The 22,850-nt window shown below is 71.7% G+C and carries 25 protein-coding genes; 12 read left to right on the top strand and 13 right to left on the bottom strand.

The genetic code is table 11. The annotated features are described in order from the left end of the window. The gene (locus tag OG870_RS09895) at nt 1-594 is read left to right on the top strand and encodes a TetR/AcrR family transcriptional regulator (protein ID WP_266511399.1); all 594 of its coding nucleotides are present in this window, start codon (nt 1-3) and stop codon (nt 592-594) included. A gap of 84 nt (nt 595-678) precedes the next feature. Here the strand turns inward: OG870_RS09895 and OG870_RS09890 are convergent, their stop codons facing one another. The 3 genes from OG870_RS09890 to OG870_RS09880 form a co-directional block, all read right to left on the bottom strand. Next, complete coding sequence (locus OG870_RS09890; protein WP_266511396.1) at nt 679-1,902, bottom strand: acyl-CoA dehydrogenase family protein; 1,224 nt, start codon at nt 1,900-1,902, stop codon at nt 679-681. Between the two features lie 6 nt (nt 1,903-1,908). Continuing rightward, complete coding sequence (locus tag OG870_RS09885; RefSeq protein WP_266511393.1) at nt 1,909-2,931, bottom strand: phosphotransferase family protein; 1,023 nt, start codon at nt 2,929-2,931, stop codon at nt 1,909-1,911. 157 nt (nt 2,932-3,088) lie between these two features. After that, nucleotides 3,089-3,385 carry a hypothetical protein gene (locus OG870_RS09880; RefSeq protein WP_266585791.1) on the bottom strand — a complete coding sequence of 99 codons (297 nt, stop codon included), beginning with the start codon at nt 3,383-3,385 and terminating at the stop codon, nt 3,089-3,091. Nucleotides 3,386-3,497: 112 nt separating this feature from the next. Between OG870_RS09880 and OG870_RS09875 the strand changes: the two genes are divergently transcribed. Then, on the top strand, nt 3,498-4,445 hold the full coding sequence (locus OG870_RS09875; RefSeq protein ID WP_266585793.1) for an NADP-dependent oxidoreductase: 948 nt from the start codon (nt 3,498-3,500) through the stop codon (nt 4,443-4,445). A gap of 294 nt (nt 4,446-4,739) precedes the next feature. On the opposite strand, the gene OG870_RS09870 is transcribed toward OG870_RS09875, so the two are convergent. Genes OG870_RS09870 through OG870_RS09855 form a run of 4 tightly spaced genes read right to left on the bottom strand, consistent with a single transcriptional unit; the run spans nt 4,740 to nt 6,953 of the window. Next, nucleotides 4,740-5,063: a DUF202 domain-containing protein gene (locus tag OG870_RS09870; protein ID WP_266511387.1), complete on the bottom strand. Its 324-nt coding sequence runs from the start codon at nt 5,061-5,063 to the stop codon at nt 4,740-4,742. Continuing rightward, nucleotides 5,060-5,452, bottom strand: a complete 393-nt coding sequence (locus OG870_RS09865) for a YidH family protein (protein WP_266511385.1) — start codon at nt 5,450-5,452, stop codon at nt 5,060-5,062. Before OG870_RS09865 ends, OG870_RS09870 begins: the two co-directional genes overlap by 4 nt. A 36-nt stretch (nt 5,453-5,488) precedes the next feature. Beyond that, a complete protein-coding gene (locus tag OG870_RS09860) occupies nt 5,489-6,022 on the bottom strand; it encodes an NUDIX hydrolase (protein WP_266585795.1) in 534 nt (177 codons plus the stop codon). Nucleotides 6,023-6,059: 37 nt separating this feature from the next. Continuing rightward, nucleotides 6,060-6,953 (bottom strand): DMT family transporter, encoded by an 894-nt coding sequence (locus OG870_RS09855; protein WP_266585797.1) that lies wholly within the window; start codon nt 6,951-6,953, stop codon nt 6,060-6,062. 399 nt (nt 6,954-7,352) lie between these two features. Here OG870_RS09855 and OG870_RS09850 point away from each other — a divergent pair, with 399 nt between their 5' ends. The 4 genes from OG870_RS09850 (at nt 7,353) to OG870_RS09835 (ending at nt 11,402) form a co-directional block, all read left to right on the top strand. After that, nucleotides 7,353-8,306: a hypothetical protein gene (locus tag OG870_RS09850; RefSeq protein ID WP_266585799.1), complete on the top strand. Its 954-nt coding sequence runs from the start codon at nt 7,353-7,355 to the stop codon at nt 8,304-8,306. Between the two features lie 34 nt (nt 8,307-8,340). Further along, complete coding sequence (locus OG870_RS09845; RefSeq protein ID WP_266585801.1) at nt 8,341-9,882, top strand: APC family permease; 1,542 nt, start codon at nt 8,341-8,343, stop codon at nt 9,880-9,882. Nucleotides 9,883-10,039: 157 nt separating this feature from the next. Continuing rightward, on the top strand, nt 10,040-10,792 hold the full coding sequence (locus tag OG870_RS09840; RefSeq protein WP_266511372.1) for a molybdopterin-dependent oxidoreductase: 753 nt from the start codon (nt 10,040-10,042) through the stop codon (nt 10,790-10,792). Next, nucleotides 10,776-11,402, top strand: a complete 627-nt coding sequence (locus OG870_RS09835; protein ID WP_266585803.1) for a cytochrome b/b6 domain-containing protein — start codon at nt 10,776-10,778, stop codon at nt 11,400-11,402. The genes OG870_RS09840 and OG870_RS09835 overlap by 17 nt, the downstream gene beginning before the upstream one ends. On the opposite strand, the gene OG870_RS09830 is transcribed toward OG870_RS09835, so the two are convergent. From OG870_RS09830 to OG870_RS09810, 5 genes are all read right to left on the bottom strand, one after another. Beyond that, entirely contained in the window at nt 11,340-12,410 is a 1,071-nt protein-coding gene (locus tag OG870_RS09830) for a hypothetical protein (RefSeq protein ID WP_266585805.1), read from the bottom strand. The two genes, OG870_RS09835 and OG870_RS09830, sit on opposite strands and share 63 nt — an antisense overlap. Before the next feature lie 84 nt (nt 12,411-12,494). Then, on the bottom strand, nt 12,495-13,532 hold the full coding sequence (locus tag OG870_RS09825; protein WP_266588504.1) for an L-idonate 5-dehydrogenase: 1,038 nt from the start codon (nt 13,530-13,532) through the stop codon (nt 12,495-12,497). A 23-nt stretch (nt 13,533-13,555) separates the two neighbouring features. After that, on the bottom strand, nt 13,556-14,314 hold the full coding sequence (locus tag OG870_RS09820; protein WP_266585807.1) for an SDR family oxidoreductase: 759 nt from the start codon (nt 14,312-14,314) through the stop codon (nt 13,556-13,558). A 10-nt stretch (nt 14,315-14,324) separates the two neighbouring features. Next, nucleotides 14,325-15,722, bottom strand: a complete 1,398-nt coding sequence (locus OG870_RS09815) for a GntP family permease (RefSeq protein ID WP_327690815.1) — start codon at nt 15,720-15,722, stop codon at nt 14,325-14,327. A gap of 101 nt (nt 15,723-15,823) precedes the next feature. Beyond that, nucleotides 15,824-16,351, bottom strand: coding sequence for a gluconokinase (locus OG870_RS09810; RefSeq protein WP_266511357.1), 528 nt, complete (start codon nt 16,349-16,351; stop codon nt 15,824-15,826). Nucleotides 16,352-16,492: 141 nt separating this feature from the next. Between OG870_RS09810 and OG870_RS09805 the strand changes: the two genes are divergently transcribed. Next, entirely contained in the window at nt 16,493-17,194 is a 702-nt protein-coding gene (locus OG870_RS09805) for a FadR/GntR family transcriptional regulator (RefSeq protein WP_266511354.1), read from the top strand. Nucleotides 17,195-17,208: 14 nt separating this feature from the next. On the opposite strand, the gene OG870_RS09800 is transcribed toward OG870_RS09805, so the two are convergent. Next, on the bottom strand, nt 17,209-17,631 hold the full coding sequence (locus OG870_RS09800) for a YchJ family protein (protein ID WP_266511351.1): 423 nt from the start codon (nt 17,629-17,631) through the stop codon (nt 17,209-17,211). A 373-nt stretch (nt 17,632-18,004) separates the two neighbouring features. Between OG870_RS09800 and OG870_RS09795 the strand changes: the two genes are divergently transcribed. From OG870_RS09795 to OG870_RS09775, 5 genes are read left to right on the top strand one after another with little or no spacing between them, the layout of a single operon-like run. Then, nucleotides 18,005-19,870, top strand: coding sequence for a phage tail sheath subtilisin-like domain-containing protein (locus tag OG870_RS09795; RefSeq protein ID WP_266511349.1), 1,866 nt, complete (start codon nt 18,005-18,007; stop codon nt 19,868-19,870). 33 nt (nt 19,871-19,903) lie between these two features. Beyond that, nucleotides 19,904-20,428 carry a phage tail protein gene (locus OG870_RS09790; protein WP_004003113.1) on the top strand — a complete coding sequence of 175 codons (525 nt, stop codon included), beginning with the start codon at nt 19,904-19,906 and terminating at the stop codon, nt 20,426-20,428. A gap of 32 nt (nt 20,429-20,460) precedes the next feature. After that, nucleotides 20,461-21,189, top strand: coding sequence for a T4 family baseplate hub assembly chaperone (locus tag OG870_RS09785; RefSeq protein ID WP_266511316.1), 729 nt, complete (start codon nt 20,461-20,463; stop codon nt 21,187-21,189). After that, nucleotides 21,182-21,913: a hypothetical protein gene (locus OG870_RS09780; protein ID WP_266923532.1), complete on the top strand. Its 732-nt coding sequence runs from the start codon at nt 21,182-21,184 to the stop codon at nt 21,911-21,913. The genes OG870_RS09785 and OG870_RS09780 overlap by 8 nt, the downstream gene beginning before the upstream one ends. Before the next feature lie 46 nt (nt 21,914-21,959). Then, a complete protein-coding gene (locus OG870_RS09775; RefSeq protein WP_266585814.1) occupies nt 21,960-22,844 on the top strand; it encodes a DUF4255 domain-containing protein in 885 nt (294 codons plus the stop codon). Nucleotides 22,845-22,850: the final 6 nt, after the last annotated feature.

The raw sequence follows: 22,850 nt of genomic DNA, 5'->3' as shown, positions 1-22,850 counted from the left end.
GTGCCCAGGACGACGGACGGTGACGGTACTCCCGTCCCTCAGCGGCTGCTGGCCGCCGCCACCCGGCTCTTCGCCGAGCGGGGCTACGACCGCACCTCGGTGCAGGAGATCGTCGAGGCGGCCGGCGTCACCAAGGGGGCGCTGTACCACTACTTCGGCTCCAAGGACGACCTCCTGCACGAGGTGTACGCGCGCGTGCTGCGCGTCCAGCAGGAGCGCCTCGACGCCTTCGCGGACGCCGACGAGCCGATCGAGAAGCGGCTGCGGGGCGCGGCGGCCGACGTCGTGGTCACGACGATCGACAACCTCGACGACGCGAACATCTTCTTCCGCTCCATGCACCATCTGAGCCCGGAGAAGAACAAGCAGGTGCGGGCCGAGCGCCGTCGCTACCACGAGCGCTTCCGCGCGCTGGTGGAGGAGGGGCAGCAGACGGGCGTCTTCTCCAAGGCGACCCCGGCCGACCTGGTGGTCGACTACCACTTCGGTTCGGTCCACCACCTGTCCACCTGGTATCGGCCCGACGGCCCGCTCAGCCCGCAGGAGGTCGCCGACCACCTGGCGGACCTGCTGCTGCGCGCGCTGCGGCCGTAACCGCGGTACGGGCACAGGTCCATACGGGCACAGGTAAGGGGCGGCTGCCAATGGCAGCCGCCCCTTACACATGGGTCATGGGGCTCACATGTACTTCTTCAGCTCCCGTCGCGCCAGCGACCGCTGGTGGACCTCGTCCGGGCCGTCGGCGAGCATCAGGGTGCGGGCGCTCGCGTACAGCTCGGCCAGGGGGAAGTCCTGGCTGACACCGCCCGCGCCGTGGAGCTGGATCGCGCGGTCGAGGATGTCGACGACCGTGCGGGGCGTGGCGATCTTGATGGCCTGGATCTCGGCGTGGGCGCCCTTGTTGCCCACGGTGTCCATCATCCAGGCAGTCTTCAGGACCAGCAGGCGCAACTGCTCGACGGCCACGCGCGCGTCCGCGATCCAGTTCTGGACGACGCCCTGCTGGGCCAGCGGCTTGCCGAAGGCCGTACGGGAGACGGCCCGGCGGCACATCAGCTCGATCGCCCGCTCCGCCATGCCGATCAGCCGCATGCAGTGGTGGATGCGGCCCGGACCGAGCCGGGCCTGGGCGATGGCGAAGCCGCCGCCCTCCTCGCCGATCAGGTTGGTCACCGGTACGCGCGCGTGGTCGAAGACCACCTCGGCGTGGCCGCCGTGGGAGTGGTCCTCGTAGCCGAACACCTGCATCGCGCGCTTCACGACGACTCCCGGGGTGTCCCGCGGGACCAGGATCATGGACTGCTGGCGGCGGATGTCCGCGCCGTCCGGGTCCGTCTTGCCCATCACGATGAAGATCTTGCAGTCCGGGTTCATCGCCCCGGAGATGTACCACTTGCGGCCCGTGATGACGTACTCGTCCGTGCCGTCGGAGGCTCGCTCGATGTGCGTGGTGATGTTGGTGGCGTCCGAGGAGGCCACCTCGGGCTCGGTCATCGCGAACGCCGAGCGGATCTCACCGGCGAGCAGCGGCTCCAGCCACTGCTTCTTCTGCTGCTCGTCGCCGAACTGCGCGAGCACCTCCATGTTGCCGGTGTCGGGCGCCGCGCAGTTCGTGGCTGTGGGCGCCAGGTGCGGGCTGCGGCCCGTGATCTCGGCGAGCGGCGCGTACTGCAGGTTGGTCAGTCCGGCGCCGTGCTCGGCGTCCGGGAGGAAGAGGTTCCACAGGCCCTGCCTGCGCGCCTCGGCCTTCAGCTCGCCCACCACGGCCGGGGTGTCCCACGGGGAGGCCAGCGCGGCCCGCTGCTCCTCCGCGACCGCCTCGGCCGGGTAGACGTACTCGTCCATGAAGGCGAGGAGTTTGGCGCGGAGTTCCTCGGTGCGCGCGTCGAACGCGAAGTCCATGACTGATCAGCCTTCCTGAAGAGTGGTCAGGCCGTGCCCGATGAAGACGGGCACCAGGTCGCCGATGCGGTCGAAGCCCTGGCCGACCGTCTGGCCCAGCGTGTAGCGGTAGTGGATGCCCTCCAGGATCACGGCGAGCTTGAACCAGGCGAACGCCGTGTACCAGGAGACCGAGGAGACGTCGCGCCCCGAGCGCGCGGCGTACCGCTCGATCAGCTCGGCCGGCTCCGGGTGCCCGGGCGCCTCGGCCGTGGTGGAGACGGGGGAGTCCGGCATGCCGAGCGGCATGCTGTACATCACCAGCAGCCCCAGGTCGGTGAGCGGGTCGCCGAGCGTCGACATCTCCCAGTCGAGGATCGCCTTGATGCTGTCGTCCTCGCCGATGAGGACGTTGTCGAGCCGGTAGTCGCCGTGGATCACGGTCGGCGCGGGCGACGGGGGGAGCTGCCGGCCGAGCGCCGCGTGCAGCTCGTCGATGCCGGCCAGCTCACGGTTGCGGGAGGCGTCCAACTGCTTGCCCCAGCGCCGCAGTTGCCGGTCCAGGAAGCCCTCGGGTCGGCCGAAGTCGGCGAGGCCCACCGCGGCGGGGTCCACCGCGTGCAGCTCGACCAGGGTGTCCACCAGGGACAGAACGGCGCCCCTGGTGCGCTCGGGGCCGAGCGGGGCGAGCTGGTCGGCCGTGCGGTACGGCGTGCCCTCCACGAACTCCATGACGTAGAGAGGAGCCCCGAAGACCTCCTCGTCCTCGCACAGCAGCACCGGGCGCGGCACCGGGACGTCCGTCGGGTGCAGGGCGCTGATCACGCGGTGCTCGCGCTTCATGTCGTGCGCGGTGGCCAGCACATGGCCGAGCGGGGGCCGTCGTACGACCCACTTCGAGGTGCCGTCGGAGACCGCGTACGTGAGGTTCGACCGTCCGCCCTCGATCAGCCGGCCGGTCAGGGGGCCGTGCACCAGGCCGGGCCGCTCCTGGTCGAGCAGGCCGCGCAGCCGGTCGAGATCGAGGCCTGGCGGGTGGTCGGGACTCATCGGTGCTCCTAACGGGCGCGTAAAGGGTTCCCGACTATGATGCCGACCGGTCGGTATGTCGTCCAGTGCGCGAGGCGAACGTGATCTGAGCCACGATAGGCCGACAGCTCCCCGCGCAGTACCGCGGGGAGCTGTCGGGGGGCCGGTCCGGCCCGATTCAGTGGTCGTCCCAGTGGCCGTCGTGCGTGGCGTGCCGGTGGCCGTCGTGCAGATAGTCGACGTGGTCTCCGTGCAGGACGCTCTCGTGCCCGCAGCCCTCGCCGTGCCGGTGGTCGTGGCCCTCGTGCGGGGCGTGTCCGGCGGGCTCGCACTCGTCCCAGTGTTCTCCGTGCGCGCGGTGCAGATGCCCGTCGTGCGCGTAGTCGACGTGGTCTCCGTGCGGCACCCGCGCGTGCCCGCAGTCCGGGCCGTGCGCGTGCGTGTGGGAGGCGTGTTCCATGTGGAGGGTGGTCATGGGGCTCACCTTCGGGGGTACGGGTGGTGACGACGGACAGGCTGCCACGCGATCGGTGCATATCGGGGCATTCGGGTTGCGTGGCGCCCGGGCACCCCGGAGGGTCGGTGTCATGAAAGGCATCAGCTACAGCCGGTACGGCGGACCGGACGTGCTCGAGTACGGCGAGGTGGGCGATCCGAAGGTCGGCCCCGACGCCGTGCTGGTCAAGGTCCGCGCGGCCGCCGTCAATCCCGTCGACTGGAAGTGCCGCGAGGGCTACCTCGACGGAATGCTCGACCCCGTCTTCCCCGTGGTGCCCGGCTGGGACGTCTCCGGCGTGGTGGTGCAACCGGGCGTCTCCGTCCCGGAGTTCACCGCCGGGGACGAGGTCATCGGGTACGTGCGCGAGGACTTCCTCTCCCGCGGCACCTTCGCCGAGTACGTCGCCGCCCCGGTGCGCACCCTCGCCCGCAAGCCGCGCAACCTCACCTGGGAGGAGGCGGCCGGGCTGCCGCTGGCGGGGCTCACCGCCTACCAGGTGCTGGTGAAGGCGCTCCAGGTCGGGCGCGGTGACACGGTCCTGGTGCACGCGGCCGCGGGCGGGGTCGGCTCCATCGCCGTCCAACTGGCCCGGCATCTGGGCGCCCGGGTGATCGGCACGGCGAGCGAGGGCAACCACGACTTCCTGCGGGGGCTGGGCTGCGAGCCTGTGAAGTACGGCGAGGGGCTGGCCGAGCGGATGCGCGGGCTGGCGCCCGAGGGCGTGGACGCCGTGTTCGACACCGTCGGCGGCGAGGCCCTGAAGACCTCGGTCGACCTGCTGGTCCCACAGGGCCGTCTGGCGTCGATCGCCGACGGCGACGTCATCGGCTACGGCGGCCGGTACTGCTGGGTGCGCCCGGACGCCGAGGACCTGCTGCGGCTGACCGAACTGGCGGAACAGGGCGTCGTGTCCGTGCATGTCTCGGAGACGTTCCCACTGGAACGCGCGGCGGACGCCCACCGCCTCAGCCAGCAAGGCCGGACGCGGGGAAAGATCGTGGTGACGGTGGACTGGGAAGTGGAACCGGCCGGTTAGAAGCCGAGGCCCGCCCCGCACGCCGCGACGGCGATGGTGCACAGGACGGCTGTGGTGGCGTGGCGGGGAGCCCTGCGAGATGGAGGACGGGGTGTGGGCCGCGGCGGTTGTCGGGGGGTGTCGCGGTGCGGTGCGGTGTTTCCGGTCAGAGGACGAGGGCCGCTCCGCAGGCTGCGACGGCGATGGTGCACAGGACGGCTGTGGTGGCGTGGCGGGGAGCCCTGCGAGATGGAGCACGGGGTGTGGGCCGCGACGGTTGTCGGGGGGTGTCGCGGTGCGGTGCGGTGTTTCCGGTCAGAGGACGAGGGCCGCTCCGCAGGCTGCGACGGCGATGGTGCACAGGACGGCTGTGGTGGCGTGGCGGGGGGCGAGGGCGTGGGGGCTGTCGGGCGATGACAGGGTGCGGATTCGGCGGTGGGCGATCAGGAGGAAGCCGAGCCAGAGGGCGCAGCACAGGGCGCAGGCCACGACGTCGACCGGGGAGGCATCGCCGTGCAGCGCGGTCCTCATGGCGAGAACGGCGGCCACGGTGCTCGCCAGTGTCGTACGCCGCCAGGCCAGCCGGGTCCGCTCCGGCTGCAGCCCGGGGTCGCGCTCGGGCACCGCGTCGGCGGTCATCCCTCCCACCCGAAGAGCACGACGACGACCATCGCCACGGCCACGACGGCGACGACCACGCTCAGCACCGCCGGGAACCGTGAGACCGGCAGGTCCTCGCCGCGGCGCATGGCACGCTCGCAGCGCATCCAGTGATTGACCGCACGCAGGGAGCACAGCACGCCCGCTCCGAGCAGCGCGAGCGCGAGCCCGACCCGCCAGGCCCAGCGCAGGTCCGGCAGGAACTGGTCCACCGCGAAGCCGCCGCCGATCAGGGCGAGCGCGGTGCGCAGCCAGGCCAGGAAGGTGCGCTCGTTCGCCAGCGAGAAGCGGTAATCGGGGGTGCGGCCGTCCTGCCGGACCTGTTCGGGTGCGAACCAGAGCCGGATGTTTCGTGCAAGGTCGATCACGTTCAGGACTTTATCGGCCCTGAACGGGCCTCGTCCTCAGAGGCCGGGAGGGCCGGACGTGCCTCGGAAGGCCTTCAAGCGCTCGTACGCCGCCAGCCCGTCCGGCACCCACTCCCACTCCGGCAGACGTCGCTCCACCTCCGCCTCCGGCAGGAACGCGTGCCAGGCCACCTCCTCGGCCTGCGGATCGACCGGCAGATCGCAGCGGACCTCGTACACCGCCGACCACCAGGTCCGGCCGGCGCCGTCGTCGTACAGGAACTTGAAGAGGAAGCCCGGGTCCGGGAGCCCGGAGACACCCAGTTCCTCCTCGGCCTCGCGCAGCGCCGCGTCGTCGTAGGACTCGCCCGCGCCGACCACTCCGCCGACGAACATGTCGTAGAGGGAGGGGAAGACCAGCTTGGTCGGGGTGCGGCGGTGGACGAAGAGGCGGCCTTGCGCGTCCCTGGCCTGGATGAAGACGCAGCGGTGGCGCAGGCCCTCGGCGTACACCTCGCCGCGCGGGGACCGGCCGATGACCTGGTCGTTCTCGTCGACGATGTCGAGGATCTCGTCTGCGGGGCTCGTCATACGGCCATCCAAGCAGGACGGCGTCAGCAGGACGACGTCAGTTCGGCTGCAGGTCCCGGACCCGCTGCGGCTTCGCCGCGCCGCTCGGCATGCACGGGTGCAGGCCGAGCAGGACGATGCCGCCGACGATCGCCGCGAGACCGGCCGCCTCCCAGGCGAGCGCTCCCGTGTCGGTGCGCAGGCGGTCGCCCAGGAAGCCCACTCCGCAGATGATGCCGGCGAGCGGCTGGGCCGCGGTGAGGGCGGGCAGCGACATGCGCAGGGGGGCCGTCTCGAACGCGCTCTGGACCAGGATCAGGCCGGTGACGCCGAGGGCCGCGACGCCGTACGGCTGCCAGCCGGTGACCAGCTCGGTGAGGCCGCCCTCGGAGAAGCGCTGCCCGCTGACCCGGGTCAGGGCGTCCTGGACGCCGTAGAGGAGACCCGCGGCGAGGGCGAGGAGGACCGGGCCGGAGCTGAGGCGGGAGCGCTTCGCGTACGTCGTCAGGAGCAGCGCGAGGCCGATCATGGCACCGATGATCAGCCAGTGCCGGAAGGGGTCGCTGACCGCGGTGCCGCCGTGCGGCCGGCCCGCGACGATGAAGGCGGTGACGCCGCCCGCGAGCAGCGCGAGTCCGCCCCAGCCCTGGCGGCCCAGCGGCTGCCTGGTCTGCTTGCGGGAGAGGGCGAGGGCGAAGAGGAGGTTCGTGGCCAGCAGGGGTTCGACGAGGGAGATCTCGCCCTGGCTCAGCGCGATCGCGCCCAGGACCATGCCGGCCACCATCAGGCCGATGCCGCCCAGCCAGCGCGGCACCTGCATCAGGTCGAAGAGCAGACGCAGCGAGAGGAAGTCGCTCAGGGGTGCCTGCTGGGCCGCGTTCTGCTGGAGCACGAAGCCGAAGCCCAGGCAGCAGGCGGCGCTCACGGCGAGAATCAGAACCAGAACGGACACGCTGCGTACCTCGATCGTCGGGCCGGGCCTCGGGGTGCGTTTGGGTGACTGTAGCGTCCCGGCGCCCGGCAGGCTCCTGGGAGTACCCGGATCCGGGGAGTCGGCTCCGTCACGTTGCCCCGACGGTCGAAGGACGATCAAGGACGGTGACGTGGCCGTCCCGCCATGGTGAGGTGCCGGAACCGGGGGCGCCATGGCGTACGCCACATCCGTGACCGCACATACCGGGGCTGCCGCAGGTCACCTGATCACAAATGCCCCTGCAGTAACGGAAGTTGACGCGTGTAACAGCCGTACATCTCTTGACGCAAAGCATTGGCGGGGGGTTTGCTGTGCGTGACCAGTCGACGGCAAGCCGAAACCGGCCGACGAGCCGTGTCGCGTGAGGAAGTTCCCGCGGTGTCTCCACCCCCGCCACCCCTCGGCCGGGGCCGCAAGCGTGTGGCCGCCCAGGCGCTCGACGCGGCCCTGGACGACGCCGAACTCTCCGGCGCCCGCGCCGCGTTGGCGCAGGGGCGGTGGCAGGCCGCGCGGTCCCTGCTCGTGCACACCGGCGACGACTGGGACCGCCGCGGGCACCGGATCACCGTGCTGGCGCTGGAGCCCTACAGTGCCGCCTGGGCCGGGGACTGGCTGCTCGCCGAGCCCGACTCCGCCGACGCGGCCGTGCTGCTCGCGCTCGCACTGGTCCGGCGCGCCCTGCGGGGCAAGGAGAAGCCCGACCGTGCCCGGGAGGCCTGCCGGGACGCCGCCGCCCTGGTACCCGCGGATCCCACCCCGTGGCTGGGTCTGCTCATGCTGGAACGGAACGGGGGCGCGGACGAGGAGACCGCACGGCTCTTCGACCAGGTCCGCGGCCGGTACGCCGACCACCACCACGCCCACCACCTGATGGTCGCCCACCTCGCCGAGCGGCACGCGAGCGCCGGCCCCGACCCCCTGCACGAGGTCTACGACTTCGCCAACTGGGCCGCCGAACAGGCCCCCGCCGACTCCCCGCTCGCGATCCTGCCGGTCGTCGCCCACGCCGAGCGCTACCGCGTGCTGGCCGCCGCCGGACAGGAACCGGCGGACCCGGCCGCCTCCGGGCACTGGACCGGGCGCCGGGCCCGCCAGGTCATGAAGACCGCCTTCGACTGGTGGCTGGAGTGGGAGCACGAGGGCCACCCGCGCCGCCTGGTCGACCTCAACTTCCTCGCCCACGCCAAGGTCTGCGAGGGCCGGGGCGCCGAGGCCGCCGCCCTCTTCCACCGCATCGGCGAGCACGCCACCGCGGCGCCGTGGTCCTACCCGGACCGCGATCCGCACTCCGCCTTCCGTACCGCGCGCGCCGCCGCGCTCGGCACGGCATGACACTCCCGACGCCAACCAGAAGGACGGTCCTGCGATGACCACGGGCAGTTCCAACGCGAGCAGACCCGCCGCCGACGGCATCAGTACGTATCTGGGGCAGGAGCGCGCCCTGCGCGCCGACCGCCTCGGCACGGGAGGACTGCTGCTCTCCGTGCTCGCCGCGACCGCCCCCCTCATGGTGGTCGCGGGTGTCATGCCCACCACATTCGCGGTGATGGGGATCGTCGGCCAGCCCCTCCTGTTCGTCGCCCTCGGCGTGGTGCTGGTCCTCTTCAGCGTCGGCTACGCCGAGATGAGCCGGCACGTCCACAACGCGGGCGCCTTCTACGCGTACATCTCCCGGGGTCTGGGCGGCACCGCCGGCGCGGGTGCCGCCCTCGTGGCGCTGGTCGCCTACAACGCCCTGCAGGTCGGCATCTACGGCATCTTCGGCTTCGAGGTCTCCGGGCTCTTCTCCACCTACGCCCACCTGGAGATCGCCTGGTGGATACCGGCGCTGGCGGCGCTGGCGGTCGTCGGTCTGCTGGGCTGGCTGAAGATCGACGTCAACGCGCGCGTGCTGGGCGTACTGCTGGTCGTCGAGGTGATCCTGGTGGTGGTCTTCGACATCGCGGCGATCGGCGACCCGGCCGGGGAGGGCCTGTCGCTGCACGCCTTCAACCCGGACACGCTCAGCGGCGCAGGGGTGGGTACCGCGCTCTGCTTCTGCATCGCGGCCTTCCTCGGCTTCGAGCAGGCGCCCGTGTACGCGGAGGAGACCAGCAAGCCGCACATCCTGGTGCCGCGCGTGATGTTCCTCGCGGTGGCCGGCGTGGCCGTCTTCTTCTCCGTCAGCAGCTGGGCCCTGACCGTCGCCGCGGGCCCCACGCAGGTGGTCGGCGTGGCCCGCAAGGAGAGCGCCGGAATGCTCTTCTCGCTGACCGAGTCCCGGCTCGGCTCCACCTTCACCGACGTCCTGCACGTCCTGTTCGTGACGGGCATGTTCGCGGCCATGCTCAGCTTCCACAACGTCGTCGCCCGCTACACCTTCGCCATGGGGCGCGAGGGCCTGCTGCCGCGCACCTTCGGCCGAACGACCGGTTCGAGCGGCGCTCCCGGCAGTGGTTCCCTGCTGCAGACGGCCGTGGCGGCGGTCGTCGTGATCGCCTTCGCGATCGCCGACGACAAGCCCACCGGCGACCCCACCGAGCCGGTGCTGCACCTGTTCACCTGGTTCGGCAACATCGGCGCCCTCGGCGTGATCCTGTTGATGGCGGCGGCCTCCGTGTCGGTCATCGTCTTCTTCGCCCGGCGCGGCGCCCTGGGCGCCCAGCGGTGGCGCCTGGTGACCTCCGCGCTCGCCGCCGTCGCCCTGCTCGTGATCGCCGGCTACACCGTCAAGGACTTCGACGTGCTGGTCGGTGCCGGCCCCGACTCGGCCCTGAGCTGGGCGCTGCCGGGCATCATCGGCCTCGCCCTGGTCGTCGGCCTGGCCCAGGGGCTGGTCCTGCGCTCGCGCGTCCCCGAGGCACACGCCCGGATCGGACTCGGCAACGAGGCATTCCAGCTGGACAGGGCGGCGCAGGAGACGTCGTAGTACGCATGGGGAACAGGCACGTATGCGGAGCAGGCACGCATGCTGACCGGCTTTTCGGGCGCCGGTTTCTGAGAACGCCGTAAGAAGTGATTACGGAACCCTGACGAGCACCCGCGATTCCTGGTCCCACCGGGGTCGCGGGTGTTCGAATGGATACGTGAACTCCGAACAACCCGAGGAGCCCGGCAGCCCGAAGGCACCCGAGGAGCGCGGCACACCGATCGGGCGCCGTGTCCTGCTCGGCACCATCGGCCTGGGCGCCCTCGGCGTGATCGCCGCACCCACGCTGCAGAACGCCCTGGAGGGCTTCCTCGGCGCGGCGGCCGACAAGGACCCCACCGGTCTGACCGGCCTGCTCCCCAACGGCGGCGGGTTCCGCTACTACTCGGTCGCCTCCTCCGTGCCGCACAGGAACGCCCTGAACTACCGCCTCACCGTGGACGGACTCGTCGACCGCCCGAAGACCTACACGCTCGACGACCTGCGTGCCCTGCCGCAGACCAAGCTGGTCAAGGACGTCCAGTGCGTCACCGGCTGGCGGGTCCCCGACACCCCCTTCGAAGGCGTACGGCTGTCCCGGCTGCTGGACGCGGCGGGCGTGCGGGGCAAGGCCGGGGCCGTGCGCTTCACCTGCTTCGACGGCACGTACTCCGAGAGCCTCACCCTCGCCCAGGCCCGCCGCTCCGACGTCCTGGTGGCGCTGCGCATGCAGAACAAGGACATCGGCCACGCCCACGGCGGCCCGGTCCGCCTCTACGTGGCGCCGATGTACTTCTACAAGTCCGCCAAATGGCTCTCCGGCATCACCGTCACCGAGGACGTGAAGCCGGGCTACTGGGAGCACCTCGGCTACGACGTCGACGCCTGGGTCGGCAAGTCGAACGGGCGGGACGATGACCCTACGAGCTGAGGCACACACCCCGCCGGTCGCCGAGATCCGCCGGTTCGGGCCCGCGCAGCGCTGGGTGCACCGCACGACCGCCGCACTGATGGGCGTGTGCGTGGTGACGGCCGCGTTCCTCTACATCCCGCAGTTCGCCGAACTCGTCGGCCGCCGCGAGGTGGTGGTCCGGGTCCACGAGTGCGCCGGGCTCGCCCTGCCCGTGCCTGTCCTGCTCGGCCTTGCCTCCCGTTGGTTCCGCGCCGACCTGGGGCACCTGAACCGCTTCGGCCCGCACGACAGGGTGTGGCTGCGCGGCGCCCTGCTGCGCGACAAGCGGCGCTCGGCGCGTCCGGCGGCCAAGTTCAACGCCGGACAGAAGATCTACGCGGCCTGGATCGCCGGGGCGACCCTGGTGATGCTCGGCACCGGCCTGATCATGTGGTTCACCCATCTCACCCCGATCGTGTGGCGCACCAGCGCGACCTTCGTCCACGACTGGCTCGCCCTGACCATCGGCATCGTCCTCGCGGGGCACATCGGCATGGCGATCGCGGATCCCGAGGCACGCGGCGGGCTACGGACCGGGAAGGTGAGCCGGGAGTGGGCCGAGCGGGAGCACCCCCTGTGGCGACCCTGACGGGACACCGGGTGACGGGAGCGCGGCGGGTGCCACGACCGTGAACGCGTCCTTCAGCCGCGCCTCGGTGGTCCCGTACCGGACGACCACGTCGACCGAGCGCGGGTAGCCGCCCAGGGACGGCACCACTGCGGACAGGACCAGCCGGTCGCCCGCCCGCGCCCGCTGCACGGGCGGCCCGGCGAGCTGCTGCCCGCCGATGAACACGTTTCCGAACCGCGGCAGTTCGGACGGGTCGAAGCAGATATCCCGCAGTTCGATCGCGACCGGGTCGCCGGGCTGCGCCTCGCCGTCGCCGCCGGTGTCCACGCCGGCGACCCGGTAGGCGCACGCGGGCGTGCCGCCCGAGGCGTGCAACCGCACGGTGGCGCCCGGGTGCAGGCGGTGGAAGTCCAGCAGCCCGCCGAGGACGGCGTAGGCGGCGCGGCCCTTGCAGGTGTCCGTCTTCCCGGCCAGGCCGGTGTACTCCTCGGCCGCGCCGTCCCAGCTGCCGCCTCGGCCCTGAACCGCCAGACAGGCCGTCGCGAGCGCGCGCACAACCCGCCACTGAGGGTCGGCCGAGGCCGCCGGGACGACATCGAGGGCGGCCCGGCACTGCTCCGGGTCCCGGAGCTCGTCGTAGACGCCGGACGGGTCGGGGGTGGAGTCGGCATCGGGCGAGACCGGGCCGGGCGGGAGCCAAGCGGGGCTCAGGAGAAGGCTGTTGCCGTGGGTGGGGGAAGGGGTGGGGGAGGTGTCGGTCGGCGGTGCCGTGGTGCGGTGGGTGTGGCCCGGGGTGCTCGGCAGTGCCGTGGGGCCCGCTTCCCCGGCGGGTGACTGCCGGGGAACGGGAGGCAGGGGCGACGCAGCGGAACGGGAACCGTCCGACGGCCCGACGGTCACGATCGTGCCGTGCCCGCCCCCTCTGTCCGGTGTGCCAGTTCCGCCACCGGTGAAGGCCGCGACAGCCACCGCCACCGCTCCGACCACGAGCAGTCCCGAGACACGCATCCCGAGGGACACCGCCATGACGCCCCCCGACACGTTCGCCCCGGAGGCCGTGGCCGGGGGTCTCCTCATGATGAGGCCGAGCGGGCCGCCGGGGAAGCGGGTTCAGGCACCGAAGTCCAACAGGACCTTGCAGGACCGGCTCCGGTCCGCGGCGAGCGCGAACGCCGCCTCGGCGTCCGTCACCGGCACCACCGCGCTGACCAGCCCGTCGAAGGCGGGCTCGGCGGCGAGCAGCCGCAGCGCCTCATCGAACTCGGTGTCGAAGCGGAACGCTCCCCGCAGCTCGATCTCCCGGCTCACCACGAGGTTCCCGGCGAACGGGCTCGGCCCGGGCGGCAGCATCCCCAGCTGCACGACGACCCCGCCGCGCCGCACCAGACGCAGACAGGTGTCGAGACCGGCGGCCACCCCTGACGCCTCGACAGCCACATCCACCTCGTCCGTCTCGGACGGCCACCCGGCGTCGGCCGGATCGTCGGCCCGTACGACGGTGTCGGCGCCCGCGACACGCGCGTACTCCAGAGCCGTCGGGAGAAGGTCGGTGACCGTGACCCGTGCGGCACCCGCCGCCTTCGCCGCGGCGACCACGAGGCACCCGATGGGACCGGCACCGGTGACCAGCACATGCCGTCCGCTCACCTCCCCGGCCCGCCGCACCGCGTGCAGGGCGACGGACAGCGGCTCGGCGAGCGCCGCCCTCCGCATTCCGAGGCCCACCGGAAGCGGCCTCAACTGCTCGATGGGTACGACCACTTGGGCCGCGAAACCACCCTGTACGTGCGGGAAGCGCGCCGCGCTGCCGAGGTAGCGGGTGTCCCGGCAGACGTTTCGGCGTCCCGCCGCGCATTCCGGGCACGAGCCGCACGGAGTCGCGGGGTGCACGGCCACCGCCGTACCGACGGCCGGGCCCGACGTGTCCGGGGAGCCGTACGCCAGGACCGTCCCGACCACCTCGTGCCCGAGCAGCATCGGTTCCCTCAGACGGAAGTCGCCGACCCCGCCGTGTCGCCAGTAGTGCAGGTCGGAGCCGCAGACGCCGCCGTAGCGGACGGCGATCAGCGCCTGCCCGGGGCCGGGCTCCGGGACCGGCAGCCGGTCGACCCGCAGGTCTCCCTGACCGTGGATCACACAGCCCGGCATCCCTGTCATGTCAGCAGGCCCTTTCACAGCACGCTCGTCATTCCGCCGTCGACGTACAGCACCTGTCCGCTGACGAAGTCCGCGGCGGGCGAGGCGAGGAACAGCACCCCGCCCACCAGGTCCTCGGTACGGCCCCAGCGGCCGGCCGGGGTGCGGCGGCGCACCCAGGCGCTGAACTCCTCGTCCTCGACGAGGGGCCTGGTCAGTTCCGTCTCGATGTACCCCGGGCCCAACCCGTTGACCTGCACGCCGTACGGGCCCCAGTCCGCGCACATGCCCTTGGTGAGCATCTTCAGGGCGCCCTTGGTGGCCGCGTAGGGCGCGATGCCGGGGCGGACCACCTCGCTCTGCAGCGAGCAGATGTTCACGATCTTGCCGTGGCCGCGTTCCGTCATCCGGCGGGCCGCCTCACGGCCGACCAGGAACGCGCTGGTGAGGTTGGTGTCCAGGAGGCGGTGCCAGTCGGTGTCCGTGAACTCCAGGAGCGGGGCGCGCAGTTGCACGCCCGCGTTGTTGACGAGGATGTCGACGGGGCCGACCCGTTCCTCGACATCCGCGATCCCCGCGGCGACCGACGGGCCGTCGGTCACGTCGAAGACGGCCGTGTGGACGTCGCCGGGCAGTTCCGCGGCCGCCTTGGTGAGACGGTCGGCGTCGCGGCCGTTGAGGACCACCGTGCAGCCGGCCTCCGCGAGGCCCCGGGCGAGGGCGAGACCGATGCCGCGGCTGGAGCCGGTGACCAGGGCCGTGCGGCCGCTGACGTCGAACAGGGGGTGACTCATCCTCGTACTCCTAGATGACCAGTGAGAGGAGCAGGACCAGACCGCCGGCGACCACCGAGATGATCGTCTCCATGACGGACCAGGTCTTCAGGGTGTCGCCGACGCTGAGGCCGAAGTACTCCTTGACCAGCCAGAATCCCGCGTCGTTGACATGGCTGAAGAAGAGCGAGCCGGAACCGATGGCCAGGACGAGCAGTGCGGTGTGGGCGGTCGACATGTCGGCCGCGAGCGGGGCGACCAGGCCGGCGGCCGAGACCGTCGCCACCGTCGCCGAGCCGGTCGCCAGGCGGATGGCCACCGCGATCAGCCAGGCCAGCAGCAGCGCCGGAATCGACCAGTCCTTGGAGATGTCCAGGATCATCTGGCCCACGCCGGAGTCGATCAGCGTCTGCTTGAAGCCGCCGCCCGCGCCGACGATCAGCAGGATGCCGGCGATGGGCGCGAGGCCCTTCTCGACGAGCGGGGTGAGCCGCTCCCTGCCGAAGCCGGCGGGCCGAAGCAGCGTGAAGATGCCGACGAGCACGGCCGCGAGGAGGGCGATCAGTGGATTGCCGATGACGTCGAAGACGCGCTGGGTGCGGTTTGCGGGGTCGTCGATGACGATGTCGACCAGTGCCTTGGCCAGCATCAGCACGACCGGCAGCAGCATGGTGCCCAGGGTGGCGCCGAAGCCGGGGCGGTTCTCCAGCTCCTCGGAGGCGCGCGGCGGCAGCATCCGGTCGGGGACCGGGGCGTCCACCCAGCGGGCCGCGACCTTCGAGAACAGGGGACCGGCGATGATCACCGTCGGGATGGCGACGAGCAGGCCGAGCGCCAGCGTGACACCGAGGTTGGCGCCCACCGCGTCGATCGCCACCAGCGGGCCGGGGTGCGGCGGGATCAGGCCGTGCATCACGGACAGTCCCGCGAGGGCCGGGATGCCGATGCGCATCAGGGAGTAGTTGCCGCGCTTGGCGACCATCAGCACGACCGGGATCAGCAGCACGATGCCGACCTCGAAGAACAGCGGCAGGCCGATCACCGAGGCGATCAGCACCATCGCCCAGGGCATCGCCCGGCCGCCCGCCTTCGCGAGGATCGTGTCGACGATCTCGTCGGCGCCGCCGGAGTCGGCGAGCATCTTGCCGAGGATCGCGCCGAGGGCGATCAGCACGCCCACGCCGGCGACCGTGGTGCCGAGCCCGGTGCTGAAGCTGAGGATCACCTTGTCGAGCGGGGCCCCCGCGACGGCGCCGAGAACCAGTGACCCGATGGTCAGGGCCAGAAAGGCGTGGAGTTTGAACCTGGTGATGAGCACGACGATGACGGCGATGCCCACCAGAACGGCGATGCCCAGCTGAGCGTGACCGGCCGAGGTGATCGGTGCCGGTGCGTCCGCTGCCAGGGTCTCGACGCTGAGTCTGGTCACGGTGGTGTCCTTGCGGGTATGGGGGACTGGGGACTTGAGGGAGGAGGACTTGAGGGAGGAGGACTTGAGCGAGAAGAGCTTGGGGAGCGGGCCGGGAGGTGTTATCCGGCCGGGTGGGGGAGCGCGTCCAGTGCCTTCACGGCCCGTGCGGTGATCTCCTCGGGGCTGCCGGTGACGTCCACCGCGATGCCTGCCTCGTCCGGCTGAAGCGGCTGGAGCGTGGCGAACTGGGAGTCGAGCAGCGCCGTGGGCATGAAGTGGCCCTGCCGGTGCGACATCCGCTTCTCGATGAGGGCACGGTCGCCCGTGAGGTGCACGAAGACGACACCGGGCGCGGCGGCCCTGAGCCGGTCGCGGTAGGACCGCTTCAGCGCCGAGCTGCTGACCACGCCGCCCAGTCCGGCCCTCCCGTGCGCCCAGGCGCCGATGGCGTCGAGCCAGGGCCACCGGTCCTCGTCCTGGAGCGGGATCCCGGCCGACATCTTGGCGATGTTGGCCTGCGGGTGGAAGTCGTCGCCCTCGGCGTACGGAACGCCGAGACGGGCCGCGAGCAGGGGACCGATGGTGGTCTTGCCGGTGCCCGCGACGCCCATGACCACGACGACATGGGAGGTGCGCAGCTGCTGCATCGTGCTCTCACTGTCTTCTTCGACATCTGGACGCCATCCGGCGTCGACGACACTGAAACCGATTAGGTACGACTAGTTCAAGGGTCTGTGACAAATAAGTCTGACTTTTTGTTTCTGTGAACCTCCCCGTACGCTGAGTGCATGAGCACTCTGGGCCGGGGGCTGCACGGCCGCGTACTGGACTCCCTCGGACCCGCCATCACGGCCGGCGAGTACCCGCCGGGCAGCGTTCTGCGCACCGACGAGCTGGCCCAGCGCTTCGACGTGTCACGCTCGGTGATGCGCGAGGCGGTGCGCGTGCTCGAATCCATGCACCTGGTCGAGTCACGTCGGCGGGTCGGCGTGACCGTGCGCCCGAAGTCCGAGTGGAACGTCTACGACCCGCAGGTCATCCGCTGGCGCCTGGCCGGCGCGGACCGCCCCCACCAGCTGCGCTCACTGACCGTCCTGCGCTCGGCCGTCGAGCCGGTCGCCGCGGGCCTCGCCGCCCGGCACGCGTCCGCCGAGCAGTGCGCCGAACTCACCGCGTGCACGCTCGGCATGGTCGCCAACTCCCGCGGCCACCGGCTGGAGGAGTACCTCGTCCACGACATGGCCTTCCACCGGGTCGTCCTCGTCGCGTCCGGGAACGAGATGTTCGCGCGGCTCGGTGACGTCGTCGCCGAGGTCCTCGCGGGCCGTACCCACCACGAGGTCATGTTCGAGGACCCCGACCCGGCCGCCGTCACCCTGCACGTCCAGGTCGCCGAGGCGATCCGGGAGGGCGACGCGGCGCGCGCCGAGCAGCTGACCCGGGAGATCACGGTCGGGGCCCTTCAGGAGCTCGACATCCTCGCTCCCTAGCGTCGGGGTATCAGCTAGTCGAGGAACTCCCCGTCGACGTACACCCAGGCGCCGTCGACCCGCTCGAACCGGCTGCGCTCGTGCAGCGTGCCGCCCCGGTACGTGGCGCGGAAGGTCACCGTGCCGGTGCTGTGGAAGGCCGAGCCGTCTCCGGTGCCGAGGATCTCCAGACCGCTCCACCGCATCCCCGGATCGAACTCGACCTGCCCCGGCCGGGTACGCGGATGCCAAGTCCTCAGCAGGTACTGCTCGTTGCGCTTCACGAATGCGCTGTAGCGCGATCGCATCAGCGTCTCGGCGGTCGGTGCCGCGGCCTCACCCCGGTGGAATCGGCCACAGCACTTTTCGTACGTCTCCGCAAGACCGCAAGGGCAGGAGGGGTTGTCAACAGGGGCGGAGCCGTGCTTCCGCCCAGGATGCGAGGTACGTCGGGACATGCGCCCCATTCTCCTGCACCACTCGCTGTGTGAGATCCGTGAAGCACCTGCTCCGACACGCGCACATCGTGTGCGGGTCATGCACCACGCCCTTCATCGAACCTCCCTTCGAACTGGCGCGAACGCGACTTGCTCCCGCAACGGCCAACTCACAGGGTGGGCAGTGCACTTGAGCATCAGGAGTCACAAGCGTGCGTGCTTGACCCGGGCGGCCGTCCGTCCGGGGCACTGACGGGGGAAACTGATACGGGGTGTGCGGACCGGCGCGACAGGGCGCGTCGGAAGACTTCCGCGCGTCGCCGTGCCGAAACCTCTCCCTCTGCCGCCTCTTGGTGCCTTTCACCGGTGCCTGAGATCAGGGATAGGAGGGGGAATGCCGACGAATGCCGTGAGCGCCGCGAGGCCGACGTATCCGGGCGTCTATGTCGAAGAGCTTCCCAGCAGCACCCGCGCCATCTCCGCCGTGACCACTTCGGTGACCGCGTTCGTGGGACACACCCGGCGCGGTCCGCTGAACGAGCCGGTGCGCGTCACCGGCTTCGCCGACTTCGAGCGCCGCTTCGGCGGGCTGAGCGCGCAGAGCCCGCTCGCGTACGCGGTGCACCAGTTCTTCGGCAACGGCGGCTCCGTCGCCGTGATCGTCCGGGTCGCCAAGGCGGGCAGCGGCAAGGCCGCGTGTGTCGTCCTGGAGTCCACCGAGGGCCACAGCGAGAGCCGCGTCCTGGAGGTCCACGCCAAGGAACCCGGCGTCTGGGGCAACGGTCTGCGCGTCGCCGTCGACTACGACACCCCCACCTGCGAAGAGACCTTCAACCTGCGGGTCTACGACGCCAAGGGCGACGCCCGCGAGAGCTTCGCCGGCCTGTCCATGGACGCCGGCAGCGGACGGTACGCGCCGACCGTGATCAACGCCGGCTCCCGGCTGATCCGGGTCGAGGCCGTCGGCGAGGGGCGCCCCGACCCGTCCGGCACCGTCTCCAAGCCGTTCGGGCACGAACTGCCCGACCTGGCCGTCGACCTGACGGTGAAGATCGGTGACGTGGAGCGCGAGTTCAAGCTCTACGACCCCGACTGCGACGGCGAAGCCCCGTCCACCGTGGCCGAGTTGGCGCTGCTCCTGGAACGCAAGCTGCGGGCACTGCCCGACGCGCCCGGCAAGCACGCCTTCGCCGGCGTCGAGGTCACCGCCTTCGGCCGCCGTGTTCAGGTGGTCGCCGGTTCCACCGACCCCGGCGACGTCGTCCGCTTCCTCGGCGAGTGCGCCAACGACCTGGGCCTGGAGGCCTCGGTCAACCCGCCGGTGTTCCCGCTGGAGGGCGGCGAGGACGGCGAGGCCCCCGGCCCGCGCGACCTCATCGGCTCCGAGGCCGCCAAGACGGGCGTCCAGGCGCTGCGCGGGGTGGCCGACGTCAACCTGCTGTCGCTGCCGGAACTGGCCTCGTACGAGAAGACCGAGGACGCGCTCACCGTCGTGTCCGCCGCTCAGCGGCTGTGCGAGGAGCGGCGGATCTTCCTGCTCGTCGACGCGCCCAGCACCTGGGTGAGCGTGGACTCCGCGCGGGCCGGCCTGTCGGCCTTCGACCCGGTGCGCGGCAACCACGCCGGCCTGTACTTCCCGCACATCCAGCTCACCGACCCGCTCACCGGTCGGCTGCGCGCCTTCCCGCCGTCCGGCGCGGTCGCCGGCGTCATCGCGCGCACCGACTCCGAGCGCGGTGTCTGGAAGGCACCGGCCGGCACGGAGGCGCAGCTCGTCGGAGTGCACTCGCTCACCGTCGACCTGACGGACCGTGAGACCGGGTTGCTCAACCCGCTCGGCGTCAACTGCCTGCGCACGTTCCCGCTCACCGGCCCGCTGGTGTGGGGAGCGCGCACGCTGGAGGGCTCCGACGCCCTCGACAGCGCATGGAAGTACGTGCCCGTGCGGCGGCTCGCGCTTCATGTGGAGGAGAGCCTCCAACGCGGCCTGCAGTGGGTCGTGTTCGAGCCCAACGACGAGAGCCTGTGGCAGCAGATCCGCCTCGGCGCCTCCTCGTACCTGCACACGCTCTTCCGCCAGGGCGCCTTCAAGGGCAGCACCCCGCGTGAGGCGTACTTCGTCAAGTGCGACAGCGAGACCACGACGGACGAGGACGTGGCGAACGGCATCGTCAACGTGCTCGTCGGCATCGCGCCGGTCCGTCCGGCCGAGTTCGTGGTCGTCAAGATCCAGCAGACGTCCGGTCAGTTCGCGCTCTAGTGGCTCGGAATCTGGGAGAGCTGAAGGAAATCGATGGCTGAGTTCACGGTCAACGCGCATCGCTTCGACCCCTACAAGAACTTCAAGTTCCTTGTGCTGTGGGACGGTCGGACGGTCGCCGGCATCAGCAAGATCAGTCCGCTGAAGCGGACCACGGAGGTCGTCAAGCACCGTCACGGCGGCGACCCCTCCTCCCCGCGCAAGTCGCCGGGCCGCTCCGAGTTCGAGGGCATCACCCTCGAACGCGGGGTGACCCACGACCCCGAGTTCGACCGCTGGGCCAACAAGGTCTGGCAGGTCGGGGCGGGCCTCGGCTCCGAGGTGTCCCTCGCGGACTTCCGCAAGGACATCGTGATCCAGGTCCTCAACGAGGCCGGTCAGGTGGCCGTCTCGCACAAGCTCTACCGGACCTGGCCCAGCGAGTACCAGGTCCTCGGCGAGCTGGACGCCAACGCCAACGCGGTGGCCATCCAGTCGCTGAAGCTCGAGTGCGAGGGCTGGGAGCGGGACTACGAGGTGCCCGAGCCGGAGGAACCCTCGTTCCTCAACCCGGCCTGAGCGGACGGTAGTTCAGGGAAACGGGGAGGGACATGGCGATCACCGGGGCGGCCGAACTGCTGGCCGCCTGGGAGGCGGGGCTCGGCGAGCCGCCCGTCGGGAGGGCTCTGCTGCTGCACCGGGCGGCGCGTCCCGACGTCGACACCGGGAGGCTGCCGCAGCTGCCGGTCGGCGAGCGCGAGGCGGACCTGTTCGCCCTGCGCCGGGCGCTGTTCGGCGAGCGGATGCAGGTACGCCTCGGGTGCGCCGCGTGCGGTCAGGACATGGAGTTCGACCTGGACGCCGGTGAAGTCGCGGGATCGCTCGGCGGACGCGGCGACGCGGTCGTACGGGTCCGACAGGACGGCTGGGACGTCGAGTTCAGGCTGCCCGGCGTCGCCGACCTGACGGCGGCGGCCCGGGCGGCCGACCCGCGTACGGCGCTCCTCGACCGGTGCCTGGTCTCGGCGGTGCACGACGGGACCGCCGTGGCCGGCCCGGCGCTGCCCGCCACCGTGCAGCGCCGGATCGCCGAGGCGGTCGAGGCCGCCGACCCGGGCGCCGACCTGGCACTGAACGTCGCCTGCCCCGAGTGCGGTACGGCCACCCGGGCCGAACTCGACATCGCCTCCTACCTGTGGACCGAACTGGACGCCTGGGCACGGGACGTGCTGCTCGACGTCCATCTGCTCGCCACCGCCTACGGCTGGAGCGAGCCCGACATCCTGGCGCTCAGCCCGACGCGGCGCCGCTACTACCTGGAGCTGTGTGCGGATGTCTGACACCCCGCTCGGCGGCCGGTCACAGCCGGACTTCCTGGACCGGCTGATCGCCCGGCACACCGCCCCGCGACCGGCCGCGGCACGGGTACGGCCCCGGCTGCCCGGCCCGTTCGAACGGGTCGAGGCGGTACGGGCCGCCGCGCCCGCGCCGGACGAGGACGCACTGCTGTGGCCCGCCGCCACTCCCTCGACCGCTCGCCCGGCCGAGATGCCGCCTGCGGCCGCGCAGACGCGCACGCACACGGAACGCGAGCGGACCGTCGTACGCACCGAACGCGACCCCTTCGACCCGGCCCCGCCTTCCTCCGCGCCGCCGCGCGCCGAGGCGCCGTCGCCGCGTCCCGTCGCGCCGGTCGCCCCGGGACCGCGCCCGCTGCCCGATGCGGGGCGGCGGGCGGCGGGACGGGGGCGTGCGGAGCCGGGCCCGGCACAGACCGCGGCCTCCGTGCCCATCCCCCCGGGCCCGGAGTCCGCTCCCCGAGCCGTGTCGGCGGCGCTGCGCCCCAGTGCCGCCGACACGGCGGCAGCACGTGACGCCGTACGGCAGGCCGCGGCCCGGCGGCCGGCGCGGGCCGCCGAGCAGGTGGTGCAGGTGCAGATCGGGCGGCTCGAAGTGACCGCCGGCGGGGCGCAGTCCGGCGGCGGGCGGCAGCGCACGCCCGCCAAGGAGCGGACCGGCGCGGCCCTGAGCCTCGCGGACTACCTGGAGCGGGGGCGCGAGTGAACGGCACGCACCCGGCGGGACGAGAGAGGAACGAGGAACCGGCGTCATGAGCAACGCACTGGCCATCGCCCATGTCACCCAGGCTCTCGCCCTGCTGATCGAGAACAACGTGGGTCCGGAGTTCGGCGAGGCCGTCAAGGTCGAGCCGCGCAAGCCGCCCGCCGATCCGCAGCTGGAGCAGCCCACCATCTCGGTGTTCCTCTACCAGGTCACGCCCAACACCTCGCAGCGGAACAACGACCTGCCGACCCGGGCGGCCGACGGCACCCTGGTCAAGCGGCCGGCCGCGGCTCTCGACCTGCACTATCTGATCAGTGCGTACGGCGACGAGAGGGAGCTGGTCGGCCAGCGGCTGATCGGCTCCGTCGTCCGCACGCTGCACGAGATCCCGGTGCTGCCGAAGGACGTCATCGACCAGGCGGGCGAACGGCCCTACCTGGCGGGCAGCGACCTCGCCGAGGCGGCTCAGCGGGTGCGGTTCACGCCCACGGTGATGGACGTCGACGAGACGTCCAAGCTCTGGGGGATGCTCTACCAGACGCCCTACACCCTGTCGGTGGCCTACCAGGCGACGCTCGTCCTCATCGATGGACGGCAGACGCCGGTGCCCGGGAAACCGGTGGAGCGGCCCACGGTCCGAGTCCTGCCGTTCGGAGCGCCGGGAGCGCCGGTCCCTCCGGGCGCGGAGCCGAAGGGCGACGTCCCGTCAACTGAGGCCGGACACACGGGAGTTACTCAGGGCGGAGCCGAGCAGACCGGCCCGGCGAACGCCAGAAAGGCCGCGAAAACGCCCGCGAAGGCCGTGGCGAAGACCGCCGCGAAAGCTCCCGCACGGGCTCGCAGGTCCACTCCCCGTACGGGCGGATCGACGCAGCCGGAACCGCGTAAGAACGCTCCCCGCAGGTCGGGCGACGACGGCACCGAGGACTGAGGCGGC

The sequence above is a fragment of the Streptomyces sp. NBC_00461 genome (genome assembly GCF_036013935.1).
Classification (GTDB): Bacteria; Actinomycetota; Actinomycetes; order Streptomycetales; family Streptomycetaceae; genus Streptomyces.
This window is presented reverse-complemented; position numbering and strand designations above follow the sequence as displayed.

Coding starts and splice junctions, on each gene's coding strand:
- OG870_RS09890 (WP_266511396.1), bottom strand. CDS start 1,902: ATGGACTTCGCGTTCGACGCGCGCACCGAGGAACTCCGCGCCAAACTC.
- OG870_RS09885 (WP_266511393.1), bottom strand. CDS start 2,931: ATGAGTCCCGACCACCCGCCAGGCCTCGATCTCGACCGGCTGCGCGGC.
- OG870_RS09880 (WP_266585791.1), bottom strand. CDS start 3,385: ATGACCACCCTCCACATGGAACACGCCTCCCACACGCACGCGCACGGC.
- OG870_RS09875 (WP_266585793.1), top strand. CDS start 3,498: ATGAAAGGCATCAGCTACAGCCGGTACGGCGGACCGGACGTGCTCGAG.
- OG870_RS09870 (WP_266511387.1), bottom strand. CDS start 5,063: ATGACCGCCGACGCGGTGCCCGAGCGCGACCCCGGGCTGCAGCCGGAG.
- OG870_RS09860 (WP_266585795.1), bottom strand. CDS start 6,022: ATGACGAGCCCCGCAGACGAGATCCTCGACATCGTCGACGAGAACGAC.
- OG870_RS09845 (WP_266585801.1), top strand. CDS start 8,341: ATGACCACGGGCAGTTCCAACGCGAGCAGACCCGCCGCCGACGGCATC.
- OG870_RS09835 (WP_266585803.1), top strand. CDS start 10,776: ATGACCCTACGAGCTGAGGCACACACCCCGCCGGTCGCCGAGATCCGC.
- OG870_RS09830 (WP_266585805.1), bottom strand. CDS start 12,410: ATGGCGGTGTCCCTCGGGATGCGTGTCTCGGGACTGCTCGTGGTCGGA.
- OG870_RS09825 (WP_266588504.1), bottom strand. CDS start 13,532: ATGCCGGGCTGTGTGATCCACGGTCAGGGAGACCTGCGGGTCGACCGG.
- OG870_RS09820 (WP_266585807.1), bottom strand. CDS start 14,314: ATGAGTCACCCCCTGTTCGACGTCAGCGGCCGCACGGCCCTGGTCACC.
- OG870_RS09810 (WP_266511357.1), bottom strand. CDS start 16,351: ATGCAGCAGCTGCGCACCTCCCATGTCGTCGTGGTCATGGGCGTCGCG.
- OG870_RS09805 (WP_266511354.1), top strand. CDS start 16,493: ATGAGCACTCTGGGCCGGGGGCTGCACGGCCGCGTACTGGACTCCCTC.
- OG870_RS09800 (WP_266511351.1), bottom strand. CDS start 17,631: ATGTCCCGACGTACCTCGCATCCTGGGCGGAAGCACGGCTCCGCCCCT.
- OG870_RS09795 (WP_266511349.1), top strand. CDS start 18,005: ATGCCGACGAATGCCGTGAGCGCCGCGAGGCCGACGTATCCGGGCGTC.
- OG870_RS09790 (WP_004003113.1), top strand. CDS start 19,904: ATGGCTGAGTTCACGGTCAACGCGCATCGCTTCGACCCCTACAAGAAC.
- OG870_RS09785 (WP_266511316.1), top strand. CDS start 20,461: ATGGCGATCACCGGGGCGGCCGAACTGCTGGCCGCCTGGGAGGCGGGG.
- OG870_RS09780 (WP_266923532.1), top strand. CDS start 21,182: ATGTCTGACACCCCGCTCGGCGGCCGGTCACAGCCGGACTTCCTGGAC.
- OG870_RS09775 (WP_266585814.1), top strand. CDS start 21,960: ATGAGCAACGCACTGGCCATCGCCCATGTCACCCAGGCTCTCGCCCTG.